The 16,793-nt window shown below is 66.3% G+C and carries 15 protein-coding genes; 11 read left to right on the forward strand and 4 right to left on the reverse strand.

Annotation, left to right across the window (positions count from 1 at the left end; all coding sequences use genetic code 11):
* Positions 1–51 precede the first annotated feature (51 nt).
* Complete coding sequence (locus tag RMR04_RS29820) at positions 52–1,368, forward strand: MFS transporter (protein ID WP_311912118.1); 1,317 nt, start codon at positions 52–54, stop codon at positions 1,366–1,368.
* A 38-nt stretch (positions 1,369–1,406) separates the two neighbouring features.
* On the opposite strand, the gene RMR04_RS29825 is transcribed toward RMR04_RS29820, so the two are convergent.
* Together RMR04_RS29825 and RMR04_RS29830 are read right to left on the reverse strand one after the other, a co-directional pair.
* Positions 1,407–2,237 carry an AraC family transcriptional regulator gene (locus tag RMR04_RS29825; RefSeq protein ID WP_311912119.1) on the reverse strand — a complete coding sequence of 277 codons (831 nt, stop codon included), beginning with the start codon at positions 2,235–2,237 and terminating at the stop codon, positions 1,407–1,409.
* A 16-nt stretch (positions 2,238–2,253) separates the two neighbouring features.
* Positions 2,254–2,874 carry a TetR/AcrR family transcriptional regulator gene (locus tag RMR04_RS29830; RefSeq protein WP_311912120.1) on the reverse strand — a complete coding sequence of 207 codons (621 nt, stop codon included), beginning with the start codon at positions 2,872–2,874 and terminating at the stop codon, positions 2,254–2,256.
* Positions 2,875–3,179: 305 nt separating this feature from the next.
* Here RMR04_RS29830 and RMR04_RS29835 point away from each other — a divergent pair, with 305 nt between their 5' ends.
* The 10 genes from RMR04_RS29835 to RMR04_RS29880 all read left to right on the forward strand — a co-directional run bounded on the left by RMR04_RS29835 (position 3,180) and on the right by RMR04_RS29880 (position 13,895).
* Entirely contained in the window at positions 3,180–4,049 is an 870-nt protein-coding gene (locus RMR04_RS29835; RefSeq protein ID WP_311912121.1) for a siderophore-interacting protein, read from the forward strand.
* A 314-nt stretch (positions 4,050–4,363) separates the two neighbouring features.
* Positions 4,364–5,143, forward strand: a complete 780-nt coding sequence (locus tag RMR04_RS29840) for an IclR family transcriptional regulator (protein WP_311912122.1) — start codon at positions 4,364–4,366, stop codon at positions 5,141–5,143.
* Positions 5,121–6,230 (forward strand): ABC transporter substrate-binding protein, encoded by a 1,110-nt coding sequence (locus tag RMR04_RS29845; protein ID WP_311912123.1) that lies wholly within the window; start codon positions 5,121–5,123, stop codon positions 6,228–6,230. Before RMR04_RS29840 ends, RMR04_RS29845 begins: the two co-directional genes overlap by 23 nt.
* 77 nt (positions 6,231–6,307) lie before the next feature.
* Positions 6,308–8,014, forward strand: coding sequence for an ABC transporter permease (locus RMR04_RS29850; RefSeq protein WP_311912124.1), 1,707 nt, complete (start codon positions 6,308–6,310; stop codon positions 8,012–8,014).
* Entirely contained in the window at positions 8,007–9,083 is a 1,077-nt protein-coding gene (locus tag RMR04_RS29855) for an ABC transporter ATP-binding protein (protein WP_311912125.1), read from the forward strand. Before RMR04_RS29850 ends, RMR04_RS29855 begins: the two co-directional genes overlap by 8 nt.
* A 34-nt stretch (positions 9,084–9,117) precedes the next feature.
* A complete protein-coding gene (locus RMR04_RS29860) occupies positions 9,118–10,002 on the forward strand; it encodes an HpcH/HpaI aldolase/citrate lyase family protein (protein ID WP_311912126.1) in 885 nt (294 codons plus the stop codon).
* Positions 10,003–10,005: 3 nt separating this feature from the next.
* Positions 10,006–11,232, forward strand: coding sequence for a CaiB/BaiF CoA transferase family protein (locus RMR04_RS29865; protein WP_311912127.1), 1,227 nt, complete (start codon positions 10,006–10,008; stop codon positions 11,230–11,232).
* A gap of 54 nt (positions 11,233–11,286) precedes the next feature.
* Positions 11,287–12,246, forward strand: coding sequence for a Bug family tripartite tricarboxylate transporter substrate binding protein (locus tag RMR04_RS29870; RefSeq protein ID WP_311912128.1), 960 nt, complete (start codon positions 11,287–11,289; stop codon positions 12,244–12,246).
* Between the two features lie 65 nt (positions 12,247–12,311).
* Positions 12,312–13,142 carry an amidohydrolase family protein gene (locus RMR04_RS29875; protein ID WP_311915987.1) on the forward strand — a complete coding sequence of 277 codons (831 nt, stop codon included), beginning with the start codon at positions 12,312–12,314 and terminating at the stop codon, positions 13,140–13,142.
* Between the two features lie 51 nt (positions 13,143–13,193).
* Complete coding sequence (locus RMR04_RS29880; RefSeq protein ID WP_311912129.1) at positions 13,194–13,895, forward strand: RraA family protein; 702 nt, start codon at positions 13,194–13,196, stop codon at positions 13,893–13,895.
* Positions 13,896–14,107: 212 nt separating this feature from the next.
* On the opposite strand, the gene RMR04_RS29885 is transcribed toward RMR04_RS29880, so the two are convergent.
* Together RMR04_RS29885 and RMR04_RS29890 are read right to left on the reverse strand one after the other, a co-directional pair.
* On the reverse strand, positions 14,108–15,034 hold the full coding sequence (locus RMR04_RS29885; protein ID WP_311912130.1) for a transposase: 927 nt from the start codon (positions 15,032–15,034) through the stop codon (positions 14,108–14,110).
* A 270-nt stretch (positions 15,035–15,304) separates the two neighbouring features.
* A complete protein-coding gene (locus tag RMR04_RS29890; RefSeq protein ID WP_311912131.1) occupies positions 15,305–16,657 on the reverse strand; it encodes an NAD(P)H-dependent oxidoreductase in 1,353 nt (450 codons plus the stop codon).
* Positions 16,658–16,793: the final 136 nt, after the last annotated feature.

Below are 16,793 nucleotides of genomic sequence, written 5' to 3' on the forward strand. Positions count from 1 at the left end.
GCAGAACAGATGCAAACAGGCCTCGGGCCGTCCGGGCCAATCTCGGCGCCCATGCGCGCCAAATCCCGTCGCGCCATCATCGCGGCGACGATCGGCAATATGCTCGAAACCTATGATTTCGCGGTCTATGGCTTCTTCGCGATCATCATCTCGCGGCTTTTCTTTCCCGCCGGCGACGAGACGGTGTCGCTGCTTCTGACCGTCGCGACCTTCGGCGTCGGCTTCTTCATGCGGCCCGTCGGCGCCATCGTGCTCGGCAGCATGGCCGATAGCAAAGGGCGCAAATTCGCGCTGTCGGTGACGATCCTGCTGATGGCGCTCGGCACCGCCATGATCGGGTTCGCGCCGACCTATGCCAGCATCGGCGCCTGGGCTCCCGCCATCATCGTGCTCGCGCGCCTCATCCAGGGCTTCTCGGCCGGGGGCGAGATCGGCGCCGCGACGGCTTTTCTCGTCGAGCATGCGCCTCCAGGCCGCCGCGGCTTCTTCGCGAGCTGGCAGCAGGCCAGCCAGGCCTGCGCCCTGCTGCTCGGCTCGCTCCTGGGCGCGGCGATCACCGGCCTGCTCTCCCAGGAGGCGCTGGAGAGCTGGGGCTGGCGCATCCCTTTCCTGCTCGGCCTGCTGATCGGCCCCGTCGGCTTCTATATCCGCGCGCAGACCGAGGAAGCCGAGGAGTTCACGCAAGCCGCCGCCAAATTGCCCGGTTCGCCGCTGAGCGAGGCGCTGCGCTTCCATAAACGCAGCATCGCCACGGGTTTCGGCATCACGATCACCTGGACCGTCTGCACCTATTTCTTCCTGATCTACATGCCGACCTATGCGGTGCGCCAGCTTCACCTGCCGCAGAGCACGACCTTCCTGGCCAACGCGGTCAGCCTGGTCGTGCTGCTCGTGCTGGCGCCGGTCTTCGGTGCCTTGTCGGACCGCATCGGCCGCCGCCCGCTTCTGGTCGGTCCGGCGCTGGCCATCGTGGTGCTGACCTATCCCCTGCTCGCGCTCCTCAGCGCGTCGCCGACGCTGTGGTCGCTGCTCGCCTTCCAGATCGTTTTCGCCACCCTGATCGCGGCCTTCACCGGCACCGCGCCGGCCGCGATCGCGGAAATATGCCCGGCGGAGATCCGTTCGACGGGGACCTCGATCGCCTACAATCTCGCCGTCACGATATTCGGCGGCTTTGCGCCGTTCATCGCGACCTGGCTCATCGCCAGAACCGGCAACGGCCTGTCGCCGGCCTGGTATGTGACCGCGGCGGTGGCGTTCAGCGCTGCGATCATCCTGGCACTGCATGGTCGTCCGCGCGGAGCCTCCGCAGGTCTCGGCATGCCCGATCCGATCCTGACAGCCGCTCCGGCCGGTCGCGAAGGCTGATCGATCAAGGGCCGGGGCGCGATAGCTCCCCGGCCCATTCAGCTGCGGGCGGCCGTGGCGAATTGCAGCGGGGTCATGCCGTAGCAGCGCTTGAAGTGCCTGGTCAGGGCGCTCTGATCGTAGAAGCCGCAATCGACCGCGACATCGGCGATACCAGTGCCTTGAGCGAGGCGGCGGCAAGCCACGTCCAGGCGAAGCTGCGTGACATAGGCATGGGGCGTCAGCCCCGTCGTCCGCTTGAACAGGCTGATGACCTGATACTGGGTCAGCGCCAGCGCCTGGCTGAGGTCGGAGAGCGAGAGAGCCTCGTTCAGCCTCGCCCGGATCATGTCGAGGGCCGTCTTCAGCCGGGCGCGATCGCGCGGCGCGGGCTCGATGCGGCCGCCGCCGCTGCCATGGCGCGCGAACAGCAGCGCGAATGTCGAGATCATCAGCTCATTGGCCTGGAGCGCGTCGCGCCCATCCTGGAGCACGCCGTGCAACTGGAGGAAGCGCGAGATCAGGTCGAGATCGGGGAACAGGTTCCGGGTGAAATAAGGCACCGCTTGGATGCCGAGCCCCCGCGCCACCTCGTCGATCGCGGCTTGCTCGAGATAGAGTGAGCGATAGCGCCATCTCCGGCTCGCTCCCATCCCGCCCGAATGCGGCTCGGCGGGGTTGAAGGCCAGCAGGGTTGAAGCGCTCGCCTGTTCGACAAGCCCCCTGCTCCTGACGACGGAGCCGCCGAACTCAGTCGCGGCAATGACGAACGCCTCGTGGCGATGCGGAGCGTATTGCTGCGTCTGGAAGTCGGCGCGCATCAGGCTCAGGCCATCCAGGCGGTGGTCCCGCCAGTAATGGGCCACATTGAGTGGATCGATGCGCGCCATCGCAGCTCCCTTCCGATCAGCCGCTCGCTTGGTTGTCCGCAGGTAGCGTCATGGCGGGTTGGACCATGCGCAGCAGGGCATCGACGAGCTGCTGTATGAATTTTGGGTCGAGGCGGCGCGTGCCGAGCAGGATCCGGAACCAGACGGCGCCCGAGAACAGGTCGATGACGAAGTCGGCATTGTCGGGAAAGGCGATTTCCCCGCGATCAGCGGCCCGTTTCAAGATGGAGCGCAGAATCTCCCGGCGCGGCGCGACATAGGCGTCGTGCAATTGATTGGCGAGGCCGGGATCCGCCTGGGCCTCGGCGATCAGCCCCGAGAGGATGTTGCCGGCGGGCGTGTCCGCATAAAGCTCGGATAGTCGCTGCAGGAGCCGCGTCAGATCGCTGGCCAGGCTGCCCGCATTCTCGGCCCCGAGGCCGGTGGGGACGAGCCGGCCATAGACCTCGATGAAGAGCGCGGCCTTGTTGGGCCACCAGCGATAGATCGTCTGCTTGCCGACGCCGGCCTGCGCGGCGATGTCCTCGATCCCTGCATGGCCGTAGCCGCGCCGGCCAGCAATCTCGGCCGCGGCTGCGAGCACGGCCTCATGGGACTGCGCCGATCGGCGGGGAGCGGTGATGGCGGTAGAGGTCATGAGCCAAGCTATGCGAGACGGAACGTCTCGTCTAGTCCACCACATACCACCCCGGATTACGTTCGTGCCGACGATGTTTGGACATGTGCAGACACTCGACGTCGTTCGGACTTGCCGACATGGCACATCGCCCTACACAAGCGAAAACGATAGAATATGATCCATGCTCAGACCGCTCCTCCGCGCTTCAACGTGTATAGTTTAGAAATATACCAATGAGATAGTCTTGTAGATCGGTTTTCAACTTGCGCGCGACGACTTATGAGACAGGCCTTGGCGATCCAAGGGCAGGTTCGGAACGATCGATGACGCAGCAGATGTTTCACGAAGTAGCGGTCGCGCGGCGCCAGCTGCTGACACCGGGCATGGTGCGGCTGACATTCGCGGGAGACGGCCTCTCGGCATTTCGCTCCACCGGGATCGGAGACGAATATGTCCGCCTGTTCTTCCCGGATGAGGCGACGGGCGAAACCGTGCTCCCCATCATCGATGGCGAAGGGCGCTGGACCTATCCGGAAGGCAAGCCGCCGGTCCGCTACTCCACCTATACCGTGCGCCGGTTCGATGCGGCTGCGCGCGAGCTCGACATCGATTTCGTCGTGCATGAGGGCGGTTTGGCCAGCGAATGGGCGCAGGCCGCTTCGCCCGGGCACCGCATCGTCATCAATAATCCGCGCGGCCTGTATCAGCCGCCACCGGATGTCCGCTGGCAGGTGCTGCTGGCCGATGCTACCGGGTTGCCGGCCCTGGCGCGGCTCCTCGAGGACACGCCCGACGATATCGCCAGCCGCGTCGTCATCGAGGTTGCCGACGCGGCGCACGAACAGGCGCTGCCGCCTCATCCCCGGGCCCTGGTGACCTGGCTGCACGGCTCCGGCAACGGCTTGCGCGCCAGCAGGCTGGCGGAGATTTTCCAGCGGATTCCGCTACCGGAGGGCTGCGGCTATCTCTGGGGATCGGGCGAGCAGACGGCCATCCGCGCGATCCGCCAGCGGGCCCGCAAGATGCCCGTCTTCCAGGATGGTCGCAGCAAGCTGATCGCCTACTGGATCGAGGAGGAGGCAGAGGGCCGCGGCCGTCCCGAAGCGCTCGCATCCGGGGTCAGCGCCCGGATCGAGGCCGACTGGTCCGGGCTTGTGGAGGCGAAGACGCCGGATCTGGTGAGCATGAGCTGATACTGATGGCGTCCGGCGCTGAGCGATGGCGTTATTCTCCGCCGTCATTCCGGGGCACGCCGAAGGCGTGAGCCCGGAATGACGGTGGTGGTTCCAACTCAAGTCATCGAGCTCTAGCGAAGCATCGCTCCAAGAGGGCGATGCTCTCATCCACCCACGAACACAATCATCACCTCGGTCGATCCCACTGCGGGCTCGCGCCGAGGTGGCCCTGTGCTCAGGCCTGCGGTTTGACAGCCCCGGCGCCCAGGCGCTATGGCTCATTCATAAAATAAAACACGTTCAAAATACTGAACGACGGGATGAGGCGACGGATGAGTGGGCGAGGCGCTGAGCGCATCCTCGAATTCATCGAATGGCTGGCGCGCCGCTACGAGCCGGCGACGCTTGCCGAGATCACGCAGGCGATGGCGGTGCCCAAGAGCAGCGCGCTCATGCTACTGCGCTCGCTGGTTTCGGCCGGCTATGTGCTGCGGCAGCCCGACGGGCTTTATGTGCTGATCCGCTTGCCGGGCGAGCCTTCTCCCGGGCAGCAGGGCTGGGGCACGATCCTGCGGGTTGTCGAACCCGTCCTGCGCGAGGCCGTCAACGCTGCCCGCGAGTCGGGCTTCATCGCCATCCTGACCGAAGGCAAGGTCCGTTATCTCAACAAGCTCCTGCCCCTGCGCGAGATCCGCTACGACCGGGACATCTCGCATGCGCGCACCTTGCACGAAGTCGCCAGCGGCATCGTCCTGCTGACGGGAATGAGCCAGGCTGAGCGCGAGGCCTATCTCGCCGGGCTCGATGACGCGACGGCGGCAACCGTGAGGGCGCATGTCGAAGCCGCCAGGCGCGACGGCGCCTTCGTCAATCTCAAGGGCGTCGTCGAAGGCGCAGCCGGAATCGCGGCGCCGATCCTGTCGCAGGACGGCAGGGTCGTCGCCGCCCTCAACATCTCGGGACCGCGTGAGCGGATCGCGCAAGACCAAGAGCGCCTGAAGGCGCTGACCATCGCCGCCGCCGCGCAGGCAAGCCACGAGCTTGCGAAGCGCTCGGCGTTCTTTGCGAAAAACACAGGGAGAAACGACCGTGATCAAGGGCCTTCTGACTAGTCTGTTCGCTGCCGCCGCGCTGGTGGCCTCGCCTGGCATCGGCTCGGCGCAGGCGCCGGCCACGCCAAGCTATTATCCCGCCGATTACGGCGCGACGATCGAGGCGTCGCGCAAGGAAAACGGGCTCGTCATCTATTCCAACATGGCGAACAACAACTGGAAGCCAGTGCTCGACGGCTTCCGCCAGATCTATCCCTGGATCAAGGTCGAGACGCTCGATCTCGGCTCGGGCACCGTGCATTCGCGCTGGGAGGCCGAGGCCGGTAGCGGCGCGCGCACGGCCGATCTGCTGATCTCCGGCGCCAATGACCGCTGGGCCGCCTATGGCTTGGACGGGCGCATGCTCGACTACAGGAGCCCCGAGGCCGAGAAGGTGCCCGCCTTCGGCAAGCCCTATCCCGGCGTGTTCGTGGCCTCGTCCGATCCGCTGGTGCTGACCTACAACACGGCACTTCTGAAGGAGGGCCAGCGGCCGACAGGCCTCGCCTCGCTCGCCAAGATGGCCGCGGCCGATCCGGGAACCTATAAGGGCCGGATCACCACCTATGACGCGGCGCGCAATTCCTTCGGCCTCGCGGCCTGGTGGCAGACCTTGCACGAGAAGGGCGATGCCGGCTGGGCGGCCTTGCGCACGATCGGGCCGATGATCCGCGGCGAGGTCTCGGGCGGGCCGATGAACGAGAAGATCGCGGCCGGCGAATATGTCGTCGGCATCGCGGTCTCCGGCATCACCATCTTCCCGCGCCTCGACGAGCCGGGCGGCAAGATCCTCGGCTTCGCCTTCCCCGATGACGGCACGCCGGTGATGCTGCGCGGCATGGGCATTCCCAAGCAGGCGGCCAACATCAATTCCGCCAAGCTCTTTCTCGATTTCCTGCTCAGCAACAAGGGCCAGACCCTGCTCGGCAAGGGCGGTCTCGTGCCCTATCGCGAGGACGTGGCGGAAAGCGAGGTCCGCTACACCTATCAGGGCATCGCCCAGAAGGTCGGCGAGAAGAACATGATCGTCGTCGGCTTCGACAAGGCGCTGATCGAGCAAGCCAAACCCTTCGTCGAGAAATGGAACGCCGCCATGCAGGGCCGCTGAGGCCGTCCGCACGCCGCAGCCGCTGCCGCTGCGGCCATTCCGACCACAAGGTTGCCGATCACAAGGTTCGCCCCATCATGGATGCCGCCCTCGAGCGAACGGGCTTCGACCGTTCGCGCCTGATCTTCTGGAGCGTCGCCGCGCTGACGACGCTGCTCGTCATCGGGCCGATCGCGCCGATCGCGATGCAAGCCTTCCTGAGCAAGCCGCTCTATGACGCTTCGGCTGCGCTGACCGCAGGCAATTTCGGCCGCCTGGTCACTGAAGCCGGCATCGGCGAGATCGCGCTCAACACGGTGATCTTCGTGGTTGTTTCGACCATCTTCGCCCAGGTCTTCGGGGCGCTCGCCGCGATCGTGATCGGGCGCACCAACCTGCCGGGCAAAGGCTGGCTCGGCGAGATCCTGGTCTGGCCGCTCTTCGTCAGCCATCTCGTCATCGCCTTTGGCTGGCTCACCATGTACGGCCCCTCGGGCTACGTCACGCTGGCGGTGCGGAGCTGGACCGGCGTGACGCCGTGGGACCTCTATTCCCTCTCCGGCATGGGCGTCGTCGCCGGGCTGTCGCAGGCGCCGCTCGCCTATCTCATGTGCCTGGGCGCCGTCAGCAAGGCCGATGCGCAGCTCGAGGCGGCGGCGCGCTCGGTCGGCGCCGGTCCGTTCCGGGCGCTGTGGAGCGTGACCGTGCCGATGATGCGCCCGGCCCTGATCTATTCGACCGTGCTGAACTTCGTCGTCGCAATCGAGATGCTCTCGATCCCGCTCCTGTTCGGCGCCCCCAACAAGATCGAGACCATCACCAGCTTCCTCTATGACAAGGGCATCAACGCCGCCGTCCAGCCCGATTACGGCATCGTCGGCGCCGCCGCGCTCATCCTGCTGGCGATCGTCGCCTTGCTGGTCTGGCTCCAGGGCCGCCTCATGGTCGGCAGCAACCGCTTCGTCACCGTGCGCGGCAAGGCGAGCCGGCCTGCTCTGCTCGATCTCGGCCGCTGGCGCTGGATCGTCTTCGCGGCGGTGTTCGCCTATGTCTTCTTCACCATCGTCCTCGTCTTCGCCGGCACGCTGATGCGGGCGAGCGTGAGCTTCCTGACCCCGCTCGTGCCGTTCTGGACGCTGCTGACGACGAAGAATTTCGACCTGATCCTGCAGACGCCGAATTATATGCGCTCGATCGGCAATTCGGTGCTGATCTCATTGATCGGCGGCGTGATCGGTACTGCTCTGGTCGCGATCATCACGCTGGTCTCGCGCCGCTCCGAGTTCAAGGGCGCGCGCCCGCTGGAATACATCGCGCTGTTCCCGCGCTCGCTGCCCGGCATCATCGCCGGCCTCGGCTTCTTCTACGCGGTGATCTGGGTGCCGGGGCTCGATGCGATCCGCGGCACGATCTGGATCCTGATCCTCGCCTTCATGGTGCGCTACATCCCGGTGGGCTTCGGCACGATCGCGCCGGCGCTGGCCCAGATCGGCGACGAGCTCGATCGCGGCGCGCGCATCTCCGGCGCCGACTGGTGGACGACGGTGACGCGTATCATCGCACCGCTGCTCAAGCCGGCGCTGTTCTCGACCTTCGCGCTGCTCTTCATCCACTTCTTCAAAGAGTATGTGACGGCCGTCTTCCTGTTCCAGCCCGGCTCCGAGATCATCGGTACGACGATGCTGCAGCTCTGGGCCCAGGGCGATAACGGCCCCGTCTCGGCTCTCGCGACCATCCAGGTCGTCATCACCGCCATCTTCGTGCTGGTCGCACGCCGCGTCCTGGGAGCCAAAATCTATGGCTGATCTCGTTCTCGACCGTCTCACCATCGCCTATGGCGACGTCAATGCCGTCGACGACATCTCGCTCACCGTCCCCTCCGGCGAGTTCCTGACGCTGCTCGGCCCCTCCGGCTGCGGCAAATCGACGACATTGTTTGCGATCTCGGGCCTGAATGAAGCGACCTCCGGCACGATCCGCATCGGCGACAAGGTCTTCTTCGACGGCGCCAAGGGCATTGCCGTGCCGCCGGAGAAGCGCAATATCGGCCTCGTCTTCCAGAGCTACGCGCTCTGGCCGCACAAGACGGTGGCGCAGAACCTCTCCTTCCCGCTGGAGCTGCGCAAGGTCGGGCGCGCCGAGCGCGACAGCCGCATCAAGGAAGGGCTCGATCTCGTCGAGATGGGCAAATATGCCGAGCGCTATCCCTTCGAGCTCTCCGGCGGCCAGCAGCAGCGCGTCGCGCTGGCGCGCGCTTTGGTCTATCGGCCGCGGCTGCTGCTGCTGGACGAGCCCTTGTCCAATCTCGACGCCAAATTGCGCGAGCGGGCCCGAATCTGGCTGCGTGAATTGCAGGAACGGCTCAACGTCACGACGATCTACGTCACTCACGACCAGTCGGAGGCGCTCGCGGTATCCGATCGCATCGCGGTGATGAGCATGGGCAAGATCCAGCAACTGGGCACGCCGACCGATATCTACGAGCGCCCGGCCAACGCCTTCGTCGCCGATTTCATCGGTTCGGCCAATTTCATCGAGGCGGAGCTTGTCGGCCGCTCCGCCGGGCAGGCGCAATTGCGGCTCGGCGACGGCACGCAGCTCGTCGCCAGCTCCTGCCCCGAGGCGATCAATGGCAAGCTCGTCCTGGCGGTGCGGCCCGAGCGCATCGAACTGACCGATGCTCCCGGCGCGAATGTGCTCGGGGCGCGGATCACGCACAGCTCCTATCTCGGCTCGGTCCATGAGCACGAAATGACGGGGCAAGGCTTCAGGCTGCGTGTCCAGACCAGCCGGGCGGTGAGCTCACCAGAGGTGCTGGTCCGCATCCCGCCGGAAGCGATCATGATCTTCCAGAACGGCCCCGAAGCGCTTTGAACAAGGGACCCGCTTTGAACAAGGGATCTTCGCCATGCTGATGCGCAGCAAGCTCTTCGTCCCCGGCTCGCGGCCGGAGCTCTTCGCCAAGGCGGCCGGCTCGGCTGCGGATTCGCTGTCCTTCGATCTGGAGGATGCCGTCGCCGAAGAGCGTAAGGACGAAGCCCGGGCCCAGCTCGCGGCGTTCCTGCGCGCTCCCGAAGCCGCGCGCGGCAAGACCGTCGTCGTGCGCGTCAATGCGCTGCGCACCCGGCATTTCCAAGCGGATATGGCGGCGGTGGTCATGCCGAGCGTGCACCTCGTCAACCTGCCGATGGTCGAGGATGCCGAGACGGTGCGGCAGGCTGCCCAGCTGCTCGACACGCTTGATGCCGCGGCTGGTCGTACCCAGCCGACCGGGCTGCTGGTCAATATCGAGACGCCGAAGGCCTTGCGCCGGGCGGCCGAACTCGCAACCGCCCATCCCCGCGTCGTCGGGCTCCAGATCGGCTATGCCGACCTGCTCGAACCGACAGGGATCGACCGGCGCGACGAGGCGGCGCTGGCGCATATCCGCGTTGCCGTCCGCCTCGCCGCCGCTGAAGCCGGCATCGCGGCCTATGACGGTGCCTTCGGCGGGGTCAATGACCCCGACGGATACCGCGCCGAGTGCGCGGCGGCCCGGCGCCATGGCTTCGCCGGCAAGAGCTGCATCCATCCAAGCCAGATCGCGATCGCCAATGAGAGCTTCATGCCCACGGCGGTCGAGATCGCCCGCGCCCGGACGATCCTGGCTGCCGCCGAGGAGGCGCAAGCCAAAGGCGTCGGCGCCTATATGGTCGATGGCCAGATGATCGACGCGCCCTTTCTGACTCGCGCCCGCGCCATCGTCGCCTTGGCCGATGCGGCCGAGCGCGCGCAGACCAATCCGGACATCTGAGACATGAGCGAACTTCATCGCCGCGATTACGAGCCGGCCGCGAAAGGCAGCCTCGACGGCATCCGCATCCTCGATCTGTCGCGTCTCTTCGCCGGCAATGTCCTGACCCAGGTGCTCGGCGATTTCGGCGCCGAGGTGATCAAGGTCGAGCCGCCCGAGGGCGACACGCTGCGTGCCTGGAAGACCGAGGGCATCGAGACGCATTGGAAGGTCTATGCGCGCAACAAGAAGAGCCTGTGCCTCAACCTGCGCGACCCGCGCGCCTGCGCGCTGATCCGCGACCTCGTCCCGAGCGCCCAGATCCTGATCGAGAGCTTCCGGCCCGGCGTGCTGGAGAAGATGGGGCTCTCGCCGCAAGCGCTGCTCGCGATCAATCCCAGCCTCGTCATCATCCGCATCTCCGGTTGGGGGCAGGACGGGCCTTATGCGCAGCGCCCCGGCTTCGGCACGGTCATCGAGGGCGCCTCGGGCTTCGCCGCGATCAACGGCTTCGGCGATCGGGAGCCCGTGCTGCCGCCGATGTATCTCGCTGACGGCATCGCCGGGCTCTATGGCGTCTCGGCGGCGATGATCGCGTTGCGCGAGGTCGAGATCAATGGCGGCAAGGGCCAGGTCGTCGATCTGCCGCTGCTGGACCCGCTTTTCGCGATCCTGAGCCCGCAAGCCGCGAATTACCGCCTGACCGGCAAGGTCAAGCCGCGCACCGGCAGCCGCTCGACCAACTCCGCCCCGCGCAACGCCTATCGCTGCAGCGACGGCGCCTATGTCAGCCTGTCCGGCTCGATCCAGAAGATGACCGAACGGCTCTTCCGCGCGATCGGCCGGCCGGACTTGATCGAGGACCCGCGCTTCCGCACCAACGCCGACAGATTGCGCCATGTCGAGGAGCTGGACGCCATCATCGGCGCCTTCATCGCGCAGCGCAGCCAGGCCGAGAACGTCGCCTTCTTCGAGAAGGCCGAGGTCACGATAGGCCCGATCTACGATACGCCGCAGATCATGGCCGATCCGCATGTGATCGCGCGCGAGCTGATTGCCGACTACCCCGATGCGGAGATGGGCCAGCTGCCGATGCACCATGTCGTGCCGCGCCTGACCGACACGCCGGGCTCGATCCGCACTCGGGCGCCACGCCTGGGCGAGCATAACCGCGAGATCCTGGCCGGGCTCGGCTTGACCGAGGACGCGATAGTGGAATTGGCACAGGCCGGCGTGCTCCACAGCGGCTGATCCCGGCCCCATCGATAGTGCCAGACCATGCAGATCCAGGAAGGATATCCATAAATGAGCCAGACGCTGCTCCGTATCGCCGCTGTACTGTTTGCGTTGTCACCTTTGCCGACGCTCGCGCAATATCCGGACCGGCCGATCAAGATGGTCGTGCCCTATGCGGCCGGTGGCGGCGCGGACAGCACCGCCCGCATCGTCGGCCAGCAGATGAGCCAGGCGCTCGGCCAGCAGATCGTGATCGAGAACCGTCCGGGCGCCGGCGGCGTGATCGGCGCCGATTTCGTCGCCAAGGCCCCGGCCGATGGCTACACGCTGCTCTTCGATGCCTCGGCCTTCGCCGCCAATCCGACCCTGCGCAAATTGCCCTTCGACCCCAAGGCGGATTTCATTCCGGTCTCGCTCGTCGTGATCGCGCCCAATATCCTCGTGGCCAGCCCCAAGGCGCCCTACAAGACGGTCGCGGAACTGCTCGACTACGCGCGCAAGAACCCGGAGAAGGCGAGCTACGCCTCGGCGGGTGCGGGATCGGCCTCTCATCTGGCCGGCGAGGCGCTGAACCATGCTGCCAGCCTCAACATCGTGCATGTGCCCTATCGCGGCGGCGCGCCGGCGCTCAACGATGTCATCGGCGACCGCGTCTCGCTCTATTTCGGCAATACGGCTTCCACGCTCGGCCAGGTCACGTCGGGCTCCGTGCGGGCGCTCGCCATCGGCTCCCCGAAGCGCTCGCCATTGCTGCCCGAGGTTCCCACGCTGATCGAAAGCGGCCTCAAGGATTTCGAGACGCAGGAATGGAACGGGCTGTTCGCGCCGAAGGGCACGCCGCCCGCCATCGTCGAGCGCCTCTCGCGCGAAATCGTCGCCGCGGTCGCCAATCCGGAGATCAAGGCGAAGCTCGAAAAGCTCGGGCTCGAGCCGGTCGGCAACAAGCCCGACGCCTTCGCGCGATTCCTGGATGACGAGATCGGCCGCACGGCCGCCACCGTCAAATCCCGCAACATCAAGATCGATTGAAGGTCATCGATCGCGCGAAGGAGCCGCCGATGGCGGATGATGGTCCGGTCCCCAACTCTGCTGGCATGGCGGCGCCTCGCTCCGCCGTGCCGGCGGGTGCTTGCGACGCGCATTGCCATATCCTGGATCCGCGCTTTCCGAGCCCTGATGCGGCGAAGCCGTCCGGCATGACGTTTGACGACTACCGGCTGCTGCAGGCGCGTCTGGGCACGCAGCGGGCGGTGGTCGTGCAGTCCAAGTTCCATCGCAAGGACCATGCTTGCCTGCTCGACGCCTTGCGTCGCTTCGATGGGGCCGGTCGCGGCATCGGCGTGCTCGATCCTGGCGCCAGCGATGACGAACTGAAGCGGCTCGACGCAGGCGGCGTGCGCGGTCTGCGCTTCAGCGTCTGGAACCCGGCCGACACCGTCACGACCATCGAGATGATCGAGCCCTTGGCCCGGCGCATCGCCGATCTCGGCTGGCACGCGCAGCTTCACATGATGGGCGACCAGATCGTCGCGCATGCGGCGCTGCTCAAGCGCCTGCCATGCCCGATCGTCTTCGACCATATGGGCCGGCTGCCGCCGTCACTGGGACCGGAGCACGCAGCCTTCGCGGTGATCGGCGACCTGGTTACGGCCGGCCGGGCCTGGGTCAAGCTCGCCGGCGCCTATCTCAATACGCAAGCCGGCGCGCCGGATTACCCTGACGCCAGCGCGATCGCGCGCGCCTTCATTGATCTCGCGCCCGAGCGGCTCGTCTGGGGCAGCGACTGGCCGCATATCACCGAGCCTGCCGGGCACAAGCCGGATGACGCCGCCCTGCTCGATCTCCTCGACGGCTGGTCCGGCGCGGAGGCGGTGCGGACGCGCATCCTCGTCGACAATCCCGCAGAACTTTATGGTTTCGGCTGAGATCTCAGCCGTTTCGCTTCATACCCCGTCGAAACTGGACACGTACACGCCATGAGCAATGTCGGCTTCCGGATTTTCCGAAGGATCAATCGCCCCGATCCGGGCCTGGTCCGAGCACTGGCCGTGATCCCGGTCGCCAATATCGCCGACGAGATGAACCGGCTGTTCTGTCTGGATGCCGCGATCCGGCCGTGGAACCGGGCGCTGATGGCGGGCTGTGCCTTCACGGTGCGGGCCCGGCCGGGCTGCAACCTCCTGGTCCACAAGGCGCTCGACATGGCCGTGCCCGGGGATGTCGTGATCGTCGAGGATGGCGGCGATCTGACGACGGCGCTCGCCGGCGAGAACATGGTGCTCTGGGCGCGCAAGCGCGGCCTCGCCGGCCTCGTGATCGATGGCGCGATGCGCGATGTCGACGCCATCCGCGAGCTGGATTTTCCCGTCTATGCGCGCGGCGCCACCCCTCGCGGCCCGCATCGCAACGGGCCGGGCGAGATCAACGTGCCGATCTCCTGCGGCGGTGTCGTCGTCAATCCCGGCGATATCGTGCTCGGCGACGGTGACGGCGTCCTGATCGTTCCGCCGCGCGAGGCGCAGGCCATCCTCGAACGCGCCAAGGGCAAGCTCGCCAAGGAGCTCAAGACGCGCGAAAGCCTCGCGGAGGGCACATGGGACCGCTCGGCCTATGCGGACGAGGCGCTGGCACGGATGGGCTGCGAGATCATCGACGCGGCGTTCGACCACGGCCGCTGATCACATGCAAACCGGGCCCTGTCTCTCGACAGGGCCCGGCGTTGTGCAGGGCTTAGAGTAGAATGGGTTGGGGTGGAAACGGCGCCGGTATGCTCTCTGTCCGCGGTCCTACCCTCCGCGTCATCCCGGACAAGCGGCCCCCGGGTCCGGCCTTCGGCCGGCCCAAGGACAGGCTCCGCCGCGCAGCTCCGGCAACTGTGTTGTTTGGAGTGTCATGGTTGGAAGGCGGTGTCAGTTTTGAGCATGGCGTTGAGGGTTACGAGGAGCTTTCTTGCGACGGCGATGATGGCGACCTTTGCGGCTGGGCTGCGTGCGCGGATTGCGTCGTAGAAGGTCTTGAAGCGCGCAGATGTCCGGATGGCGGCGAGCGCGGCCATGTAGAGGGCTTTGCGGACGCGTCGCCTTCCGCCCTTGATCATGCGCTGGCCGCGCCTGCGCCCGCTGTCGTCGTTGAAGGGTGCGAGGCCTGCGAGCGCGGCGATGGCCTTTGGCGAGACGTGGCCGAGTTCGGGCATCAGGGCGATGAGAGTGGCGGCTGTGACGGGGCCGATGCCGGGCGCCGAGCGCAGCAGGGCCTGCGTCCTTGTCAGGGTCTCATCTGCCTGCAGTGCCTCGCTGACGAGGTGCTCGAGCGTAGCGATCTCCGCATCGAGCCAAGCGAGATGGCGGGCGAGGCTGCCGGTGGGATCTTGCCCCTCGCTGTCGCGGACGCGCTCGGCGGCGCGCATCTCGACGAGCTGATCGCGGCGTTTGTGCAGCTGTGCCAAGGCGTTGCGAGCGGGATCGGAGGCTGCGTCGGGCATGAGCGCCAGCATGCGCGCCATCGCAGCCAGCATCTCGGCGTCGATCGCATCGGTCTTGGCCAGGCGGCCGGTGGCGCGGGCGAAGTCGCGGGCGCGCGCCGGATTGATCCGGGCGAAGCGGCAGCCGGCCTGCTCCAGGGTCTGGCGCAGCGTGTGGTCATAGGGGCCGGTTGCCTCGAAGGCGACGAAGCTGGCCTGGCAGTCGAGCGACGACAGCCAGGTCGCGATCGCCTCACTCGTATTGGCGATCCGAAGGCTCGTCCCGCTCGTCTCCTCGAACAGGTCGAGATGGCTCTTGGCGATATCGCAACCGATGAAGCAGGGGTGTATGGTCATGGTGCCTGTCCCTGTGCTGCGAGGTCCGGTGCAAGCGGCCTCGGTCAACTGTTCAGGATGGGGTCTTCGAACGCGGGCGGGAACCGAGCCGGAACGCGGTGTTTGCCACCGGGGATCCAACGGCTTCCCGCCCGCACCAATCATGACACCAATCAAACACACAGGGATCCATCATAGGGTTCGACAGCGCTTTACGATGGATCCCGGGACTGCGCTGCGCTTGCCCGGGATGACGGCGCGGTTCCGAGAAAGATCACCTCGCTCTGGCCGTCACACGGCGTTGGGCTGGCGGAAAGCCGCTTCCATCTCGCGCCGGACGCGGACCGCCTGGCTATCGGGATCGTAGACGACATCGTCCCATTTGATCCGCTGGCCCTCGGCGATCTCGGTCTTGAGCTTGACGTTGTGAGCCAGGCCCAGCGGCAGATAGCCCTCCTTCAGCGAGGCATCGGCCGGGGTCTGCTTGCCCCAGACGCAGAAGCCGCCTTCGCCATCAAGCATCTCGCCCGGCGTGAGCTTGCGCTTGGCGGTGGCGACGACGTCCGAGTTGAAGCAGATCGGCGCGCCCGTCGATTCCTTGCGCAGCGCGGCAGAGGCGACCGAAATGCCGAGCTCCAGGCCGATCATATGGATCGGGCGATAAAGCGAGGCGTATTTGCCGGTCTTGTCGGGCAGCATGCTGTATTCGCGGAAGCACTCCTCGCTATAGGCGCTGTCGCTCTCGAAAACGACATAGGTGCCCATGACCAGGCTATGGGGCACGTCGCTGCCGTCGCGATAGACCGACGACGTCACCTCGGTGACGCCTTTGCGCTCCAATACGCCGCCATCGGCCTTGGGCTTGCAGATCTCGGCATGCTCGAAGCGCGTCGCCGGCGGGAAGGATAGGCCGTCGGCCTGTGAATGCAGTCCCGTGGCGTTGCAGACCGCCGTCATCTCGATGCCCGACTTGGTGCCGTCGACGAAGGAGTTGAACATCTTCGGATTGATCGAGTTGCGATCCTTGATCTTCATGTATTTGTCGAGGATGTCCCAGACCGTCTCGGGCGTCGACTGGTGGTAGGTCGGGTGGTAGCGCGTGCCCTTGCCGGCGGAGACCACCTTGAAACCGGCGGCGCGAGCCCAGTCGACATGGTCGGCGATCAAGGCCGGCTGGTCGCCCCAGGCGAGCGAATAGACCACGCCGGCCTGCTTCGCCTTGCGCGCCAGGAGCGGCCCGGCGACAGCGTCGGCCTCGACATTGACCATGATGATATGCTTGCCGTGCTCGATCGCCTTGAGCGCGAAGCGGATGCCGGCGCCGGGGTCGCCCGTCGCCTCGATGATCACCTCGACGCCGGGATGCGTGATCAGCGCCTCGGCATTGTCGGTCACGATCGTGCTGCCGTTCTTGAGCGCGTCGTCGACGGAGGTCGCGGCGTATTGCGTTTCGGGCCAGCAGCCGAGTTTGAGCTGCGAGCGGGCGCGGGTGGTGTTCAGATCGGCGACACCGACGAGATGCATGCCGTCGGTCGAGCGGACCTGCGACATGAACATCAGGCCGAACTTGCCCGCTCCGATCAGTCCGACGGTGACCGGCTTACCCGCGGCCTGACGCTCCAGCAGCATGCGATGCAGATTCATGACGTGTCCTCTAGAAAAACGGATTTAACGGCGCGCCGGCCTCAAAGCCGGATCGGGAGCGGTCTTCGGGAAAAGCGTCGCGAAGGCTCGGCCGGGAGGGGCGCAGATAGCCGCCAGGGCCGTCGCCGGGCTTGAG

The organism is Bosea sp. 685 (assembly GCF_031884435.1).
Lineage (GTDB): Bacteria > Pseudomonadota > Alphaproteobacteria > Rhizobiales > Beijerinckiaceae > Allobosea.

Coding starts and splice junctions, on each gene's coding strand:
- RMR04_RS29850 (WP_311912124.1), top strand. CDS start 6,308: ATGGATGCCGCCCTCGAGCGAACGGGCTTCGACCGTTCGCGCCTGATC.
- RMR04_RS29890 (WP_311912131.1), bottom strand. CDS start 16,657: ATGAATCTGCATCGCATGCTGCTGGAGCGTCAGGCCGCGGGTAAGCCG.
- RMR04_RS29855 (WP_311912125.1), top strand. CDS start 8,007: ATGGCTGATCTCGTTCTCGACCGTCTCACCATCGCCTATGGCGACGTC.
- RMR04_RS29870 (WP_311912128.1), top strand. CDS start 11,287: ATGAGCCAGACGCTGCTCCGTATCGCCGCTGTACTGTTTGCGTTGTCA.
- RMR04_RS29880 (WP_311912129.1), top strand. CDS start 13,194: ATGAGCAATGTCGGCTTCCGGATTTTCCGAAGGATCAATCGCCCCGAT.
- RMR04_RS29840 (WP_311912122.1), top strand. CDS start 4,364: ATGAGTGGGCGAGGCGCTGAGCGCATCCTCGAATTCATCGAATGGCTG.
- RMR04_RS29835 (WP_311912121.1), top strand. CDS start 3,180: ATGACGCAGCAGATGTTTCACGAAGTAGCGGTCGCGCGGCGCCAGCTG.
- RMR04_RS29860 (WP_311912126.1), top strand. CDS start 9,118: ATGCTGATGCGCAGCAAGCTCTTCGTCCCCGGCTCGCGGCCGGAGCTC.
- RMR04_RS29825 (WP_311912119.1), bottom strand. CDS start 2,237: ATGGCGCGCATCGATCCACTCAATGTGGCCCATTACTGGCGGGACCAC.
- RMR04_RS29875 (WP_311915987.1), top strand. CDS start 12,312: ATGGCGGCGCCTCGCTCCGCCGTGCCGGCGGGTGCTTGCGACGCGCAT.
- RMR04_RS29830 (WP_311912120.1), bottom strand. CDS start 2,874: ATGACCTCTACCGCCATCACCGCTCCCCGCCGATCGGCGCAGTCCCAT.
- RMR04_RS29885 (WP_311912130.1), bottom strand. CDS start 15,034: ATGACCATACACCCCTGCTTCATCGGTTGCGATATCGCCAAGAGCCAT.
- RMR04_RS29865 (WP_311912127.1), top strand. CDS start 10,006: ATGAGCGAACTTCATCGCCGCGATTACGAGCCGGCCGCGAAAGGCAGC.
- RMR04_RS29820 (WP_311912118.1), top strand. CDS start 52: ATGCGCGCCAAATCCCGTCGCGCCATCATCGCGGCGACGATCGGCAAT.